Source organism: Kitasatospora sp. NPDC101447, from assembly GCF_044767225.1.
GTDB lineage: Bacteria > Actinomycetota > Actinomycetes > Streptomycetales > Streptomycetaceae > Kitasatospora.
Genome location: NZ_JBIWNL010000058.1, coordinates 1 through 5,828, shown reverse-complemented (window position 1 = coordinate 5,828; position 5,828 = coordinate 1). Strand labels below are relative to the sequence as shown.

Below are 5,828 nucleotides of genomic sequence, written 5' to 3'. Positions count from 1 at the left end.
GGTCCGGGTCTGTCCTTCCCCGGCGGCCGTGGTCGGCTCCCGCGCCCGGGCGCTGCCGGGGGCGCTCCGGCGCGGTCCGGCCCGGCCCCCCCCCCCCGCCGGGGGCCCCCCCCCACCGCGGCAGCCTCACGCCGAACCGAAGCCACCGACCCCCGCGAGCGATCCGGCTACGCGGCCTCGGCCGAGGGAGCCTGGCCGTCGACGTGCTGAAGGAGACTGCGGGCCTCGACACGGTCCCTGCCGGACACGGCCAACGGCACGGACCAGGCGGTGCGGATCATCCAGCCGGCCACGACTGCCCCCGAGCCCGCCGGACCGACGCTGGAACCGGCCGAAGCCGGCGGGGAAGAGGCCGGCACGGCTGGCTGACACCGTCTCGGCCCAGTCCGGGCTGCGCCGGGGCCGGTGTTCGCGCACCGTGGAGGGGCCGGTCCGCGTCCGGGCCCCCGAGCGGATGTGCGGACCGGCCCCGGCGGTGCGTCAGTGCCAGGTCACCTCGATGTGCTGGGCGAGGAAGTTCACTGCGGTGATGAGCAGCGAGGAGCCGGCAGAGGCCAGGACCGCGCCGCTCATACGGGCGGGGTCGCGCCAGGCCGGACGACGCTGTGCCTCGGTCTCGCGGTGAGCCTCGCTTGCGACCTGCACGGCCGGGGCACCGGATGGTGTGGTGCGCGTGGTGCGTCGTCGTGCCGGTGTGCGCTCGTTCATGACGGTTCCCCTGGGGTCGTCGACTGGTGGGTGCGGACGCTGCGGCCGGGTTCGGCGGGGTCCGCTGAGCCGGACGGTAGGGCGCTGAGAGCGCCGATCAAGGGGGTTCAGGCGGGAGGTTTCGGAGACCCCGACTCGGTGCAACCGGCGCACGGTACGCGGCTGGAGGGGCGGGTCAACTCCTGCTCCGGCTTGGGAAGACGAGCGACTGCGCCGCCGGACCCGTGTGTGGTCGGGCGGGCTGATCAGGCATGCCTCTGCACCGGTCGGAGTCGTGGACGCGGCAGAAGTGGCACCGTGTGGGCTGCCCGGCACTGCCCGGCGTTCGAAGGCCGCGTCGAGGGACGGATGGGGACGGAAAGTCTCGGTCAGTGGGGCCGGGAGTGCTGGTGGCACGGCGGGTCCTTCCGGACTCTGGCCGACGGGCTGTTGTCGGCGGATGAGGACACGGTGCCCAATGGCGGGGCCCGGCGGATTTCGGATCCGGATTCCTGTGGATAACTCGGCTCGTAGCTTGAATCACTCACCTGCGTGGTGGAGTCGGCCCCCTTTGTCCGATGGCCCTAGGAAACGGTCCCGGGACGGGAGAACCGAAGGCCACCCTCGGCACGGTGATCGCTGTGCTGCGCGACTCGCCGCGGAAGTTTGCGTTGGCCATCGAGCAGAACGGCGGCGGCGACCCGGCGCCGGTACTCGGGATGCTCCAGCTGCTGTGGCAGGGGCAGACCAGCCGCCACGGGGGCCAGGCTCCGACCCGCCCGGAGACGCAGGTGGCCGCCGAGATGGCTGTCCACCTGGCGGCGACGCTCGTGCAGTGGTTCACCGCTGGGGCGGTCTCCCGCCGTCCGTGACGCTCGTTCAGGTGGCCGCCCGCGCAGGCCGGTGACCGGTGGCCGCGCGCGGGGGTTCTCCGGGTGACCTTCCTCGTCGAGTCTCCTGGAGGACTCCGGTGCGTCTTCGTCCCGTGCTCGCGGCCGCTCTGGCCGCCGCCGCCGTCTTGTTGCCCGCCGTGCCGGCCCACGCAGCCGTCCACGCCCCACCCGGCGCTGCGGCGCATCACCGGGTGGGGGAGACGGTGTCCGCTCCGCTGTCGGAGGCGATCGCTTCGCTGCCGGTGGCGGAGGAGAGCCGGGAGGGCTACGAGCGCACGAAGTTCCGGCACTGGATCGACGCGGACAGGAACGGCTGCAACACGAGGGCCGAGGTGCTGATCGCGGAGGCCGTCCAGGCGCCGGCGATCGGCGCGAAGTGCGCGCTGGAGGGCGGGGTGTGGGTGTCGCCCTACGACGACCTGGTGTTCACCGACGCCCGCCTTCTGGATGTTGATCATGTAGTGCCGTTGGCGGAGGCGTGGGACAGCGGGGCCTCGGCCTGGACCGCCGGTGAGCGGGAGGCCTACGCGAACGACCTCGGCGACGGCCGGTCCCTGGTGGCGGTCTCGGCGCGCAGCAACCGGGCGAAGGCGGACAAGGACATCTCGGAGTGGCTGCCGCCGCTGGAGGCTTACCGCTGCACGTATCTGACGGATTGGACGGCGGTGAAGACGCGCTGGGGTCTTGCCGTGGATGGCCGGGAGCGGGAGGCGATGGAGCACCTGGTGGCCGGGTGCCCGGACGAGACGCTGACGGTGACCCTGGCCCGCTGACCGACGCACGCCAGGGTGCGGGGCCGCAGTCCGCGGCCCAACAGCCCGGGGAGCGGTTTCTCGACCGGCGACCGTGACCTGTTTGCGCATGGGCTTGACGCGTGAGGGGCCGGAAGGGGCGGTGGTGGGTGGGCGGTCCTGGGTGTGGGGGCGAGGCGCGGTCGCCTACATGATCTTGAGTGCTTCGTCCCATACCCAGCCTCCGTCTGCCCAGGTCCACAGCCAGTGGCGCAGTGACGGGGTGGCGTAGCGCAGGCCGTCGTGGGGGTTCTCGCCCCAGTGGGGTTCCCAGCCGTCGGCGTCCCAGAGCAGGACGGGGTTGTCGATCGCTGTCAGCGAGACGAGCCACTGCATGCTGCAGCCGCCACCGGTCAGGAAGAGCCATGACGCGGGCGGCCCCCAGCCGGGGTAGCGGGTGGGCGGGGAGGTGGCCAGGGGCCAGTCCGACTGGTGCCAGTGCGGGACGCGGCGCGGGGTCAGGGAGGCAAGGCCGTTCTCGGGGCCGAACCCGCCGTCGCCGATCTCGGTGTAGATACGGCGGAGCAGGAGCGGCAGCTCGTACCCGAGCTGCCGTTCCACCTGTTCGATCTCGGTCTTCGTGATCGGGGGGAACGGTCGGTCCGGAGGACAGCCGTCGGCGGCGGCCGCACCTGTTGTACTCCAGGCGAGAGCATGCAGCCTTTCCACAAGCGCGTCGTCGTCTGCGGCGGTACGTCGGGAGGCATCGGTCACGGGGCGGAACTGTAGCCGGACAGACCTCGGGACGTTCCTGCAGCCAGGGGCCGGGTGGGTTCGCCGGGAATGGCGCTGACCGCCCCGGGCCCGGTGTCGGTGGCGTGTTCTAGGGTGCGGTGGGTGACGACGACTTCCGGTGCGCATGCCGGGCTTCCGGTGCCTTTGCCCGATGTTCTGCCGGATCCGTGGGTGGTGGTGCGGGGGACCGCCTGGCCGTCGCTGGACACGGCGTTCGGGAGCGGTAGGAGGCTGCCGCGTGCACTGGTCCGCCTGCTGGACCCGGACCTGACTGCGGGAGAGGCCCGGCAGGCTCTCAACGCTCTGGACGAGCCGGTGCGGCACCAGAACACGATCTACGAGGCGACCGCGCCGGTCACGCTGTGTGTGGCCGCGGTCCTGGGCCGCCGCGCAGGGCAGCACCGCGGGACGGCGGACCGCGTGTGCACGCTGCTGTTGGCTTGGCTTGCCGGTGTCGCGTATGACAGCGACGACAAGTGTGTGGCGGTCCGTCAGCGGTACTTCGGAGAGGACTTTCTGGAGGGCTATCCGGCGTTGGTGGCGGTGCGGGCTTTGAGGCCGGTGTTGTTCCAGGCGGTCGAGCCGTTCCTCGACGACCCCGACGCTGCCGTCGCCGAGGAGGCGCTGTGCGCGGGCCTGGCTCTTGCTGAACACCCCGCTCTGGCCGGGCACCGTGACGGCCCCGCCGAACGTGCCCGCCGCCTCCTGCGTGTCTGCGACACCCGGTGGCGCCGCCGGCAGGCCCTCGACGCCCTGACCGCGTGGGGCCACGACACCGAGGGACTTGCCCGGCGCGGCGACGACGACCGCAGCCCGTACGTCGACGGTGCAGGGTGGCCCGTCGCGGATGGGCATCCCGACGGCCCGCCGTTGTAATAGGACTCTGCCTGTTCCGCGCCCAGGAGGACGAAGCTCACGGCGATTCAGCACGGGAATGCTGACGGAACGACAACTTGGTTGAGCGGTGTGCTGTGGCCGTGATCGACTCGTCTGCCCGGTCGGAGCCGACTGGGCAGGAGAGGAGGGCGGAGTAATCATGCAGATCGAGCATGCGATGCCGTCACAGCCGCTGCGTCCCTTTGTCGAGCGGTACTGGTGGTGCACCGCGGAGGTCGGCCGGCTGCCGCGGCTGCTACCGGGTACCGGTGCCGAGCTCTGGATCCGCCGCGCCGCTGGGGGTGAACTACAGCGCCTGGACGGCTCGCTGTCGTTGCCTCTGCCATCGGCACACCTGGTGTGTCTGCGGCGGTCCTCCTGGAACCTGGTCGCGCGGGAGCCCGTGGGCTTGGTGGCGGTCAGGTTCCGGGCCGGAGCCCTGCGGCATTTCATGGCTCCAGGGGTTGGCGAGATTGTGGACTCTGTTCTGAGCACCGAGGATCTGTGGGGTGCTGCGGGGCGCCGCTTGGTGGAGCGGGTGTCGGTGTCGAGCGATGCCTCGAACCTGGCTGGATTGCTCGACCGGTTTCTGCTGGCCCGGCTGGCTGCACACCATCGGGCGGCGACGGCGGTCGACGCGGCTGTGGCGATGGTCTACCGCTCTCCCGCGCAGCTGCGGATGGCCTCGTTGGCCCAGCGGTTGTCGGTCAGTCCGCGCTGGCTGCAACGGGCGTTCCCAGCAGCGGTGGGTGCGGGGCCGAAGGAGTTCCAGCGCCTGGCTCGGTTCCAGCAGGTCACGAAGGCACTGATGCGATCGGATCAGCAGAGGTACCTGCCCGCCGCGTTGGCGGCGGGCTACTACGACCAAAACCACTTCATCCGTGAGTTCCGGCAGTTCACGGCGGCGCGCCCGTCGGAACTGCTGGGACGCGGTCTGACGCATTTCTACTATGACTCGCTGCTTGCGCTGGGCCAGGCTGGAGTCTCCAACGCCGAACGCGAGGTCGAGAGGTAGTCAGATGACCGTGATCCTGCAAGCCAGGCCTGATCGGGAAGAGGAGCTGGAGGGCCTGCTGTGCGACAGGGCGGAACGGACCTGCCGGCAACCAGGCGCACTCGCCTACTCGGTGGGTCGCCAAGATGGCGGACGGTTCCTGATGGCCGAGTGGTACGCCGACCGGGCCGCCCACGAGGCGCACTTCGCTGCTCCGTACGTCACCGAGCTTCTGGCTCGCTTCCCCGAACTGCTGCTCAGCGAGGTCCAGGTGGAGATCGCCGACACGGTAGGCGGCTTCGTCCGATGACCGCCGGCCCCCGGAACGCCGAGTTCCGGACGGTAGGTACCCGTGGACTCGTGGGAGCGGGCGCCACCACTCGCCGCGGTCGGTGCCAGGCCGATGGGCGTGGCGCTGGTGACCACACCAGCCCGCCATCACAAGGGGTTCGTCCGGGCAAGCAGGGACGCACGCGGGCCAGGTAGCGTCTCGCGTCCGGCAGCAGTTGGGGGGTGCTCGGCGCTTTACGCGCCGAACACCGGCACCTCATGGCCGAGAAAAGCAAGGGAAGTCTGGGATAGCGAGATGGGCACGTCTCATCCACCGCGACGTGACGTCCTACTAAGCCAGCCCGGTCTCAGATTTCGCGCATGCCGCGACCGGGCCAGTCTGCTCAGAAGCCGTCAAGTGCGGCAATGTGGGGCGTGGGCTCTTTTGGAGCTCGTTGTTTTTGGAGTTCATGGATCGGCCCTGGATTTCTCCAATTATGCGGGTCGATTGATGATGTAATGTGGGCTTCCCTCATCGCAATGGGCAATCCTTGGGTCGGTTTAACCAGGCGCTCTTGTCCT

The 5,828-nt window shown here is 70.5% G+C and carries 7 protein-coding genes; 5 read left to right on the top strand and 2 right to left on the bottom strand.

Annotation, left to right across the window (positions count from 1 at the left end):
* Window positions 1–480: 480 nt before the first annotated feature.
* Window positions 481–708, bottom strand: coding sequence for a hypothetical protein (locus ACIRST_RS40480; protein WP_402809385.1), 228 nt, complete (start codon window positions 706–708; stop codon window positions 481–483).
* 611 nt (window positions 709–1,319) lie between these two features.
* Here ACIRST_RS40480 and ACIRST_RS40475 point away from each other — a divergent pair.
* Window positions 1,320–1,559, top strand: coding sequence for a hypothetical protein (locus ACIRST_RS40475; RefSeq protein ID WP_402809382.1), 240 nt, complete (start codon window positions 1,320–1,322; stop codon window positions 1,557–1,559).
* Between the two features lie 98 nt (window positions 1,560–1,657).
* Window positions 1,658–2,353 carry an HNH endonuclease family protein gene (locus ACIRST_RS40470; protein WP_402809380.1) on the top strand — a complete coding sequence of 232 codons (696 nt, stop codon included), beginning with the start codon at window positions 1,658–1,660 and terminating at the stop codon, window positions 2,351–2,353.
* 165 nt (window positions 2,354–2,518) lie between these two features.
* Here ACIRST_RS40470 and ACIRST_RS40465 read toward each other — a convergent pair whose 3' ends face one another.
* Window positions 2,519–3,232, bottom strand: a complete 714-nt coding sequence (locus ACIRST_RS40465) for an SMI1/KNR4 family protein (RefSeq protein ID WP_402809377.1) — start codon at window positions 3,230–3,232, stop codon at window positions 2,519–2,521.
* Here ACIRST_RS40465 and ACIRST_RS40460 point away from each other — a divergent pair.
* The 3 genes from ACIRST_RS40460 to ACIRST_RS40450 all read left to right on the top strand — a co-directional run bounded on the left by ACIRST_RS40460 (window position 3,209) and on the right by ACIRST_RS40450 (window position 5,286).
* Entirely contained in the window at window positions 3,209–3,982 is a 774-nt protein-coding gene (locus ACIRST_RS40460) for a hypothetical protein (RefSeq protein WP_402809374.1), read from the top strand. The two genes, ACIRST_RS40465 and ACIRST_RS40460, sit on opposite strands and share 24 nt — an antisense overlap.
* A 160-nt stretch (window positions 3,983–4,142) precedes the next feature.
* Window positions 4,143–4,997 (top strand): helix-turn-helix domain-containing protein, encoded by an 855-nt coding sequence (locus tag ACIRST_RS40455; RefSeq protein ID WP_402809371.1) that lies wholly within the window; start codon window positions 4,143–4,145, stop codon window positions 4,995–4,997.
* Between the two features lie 4 nt (window positions 4,998–5,001).
* Window positions 5,002–5,286: a putative quinol monooxygenase gene (locus tag ACIRST_RS40450; RefSeq protein ID WP_402809368.1), complete on the top strand. Its 285-nt coding sequence runs from the start codon at window positions 5,002–5,004 to the stop codon at window positions 5,284–5,286.
* Window positions 5,287–5,828: the final 542 nt, after the last annotated feature.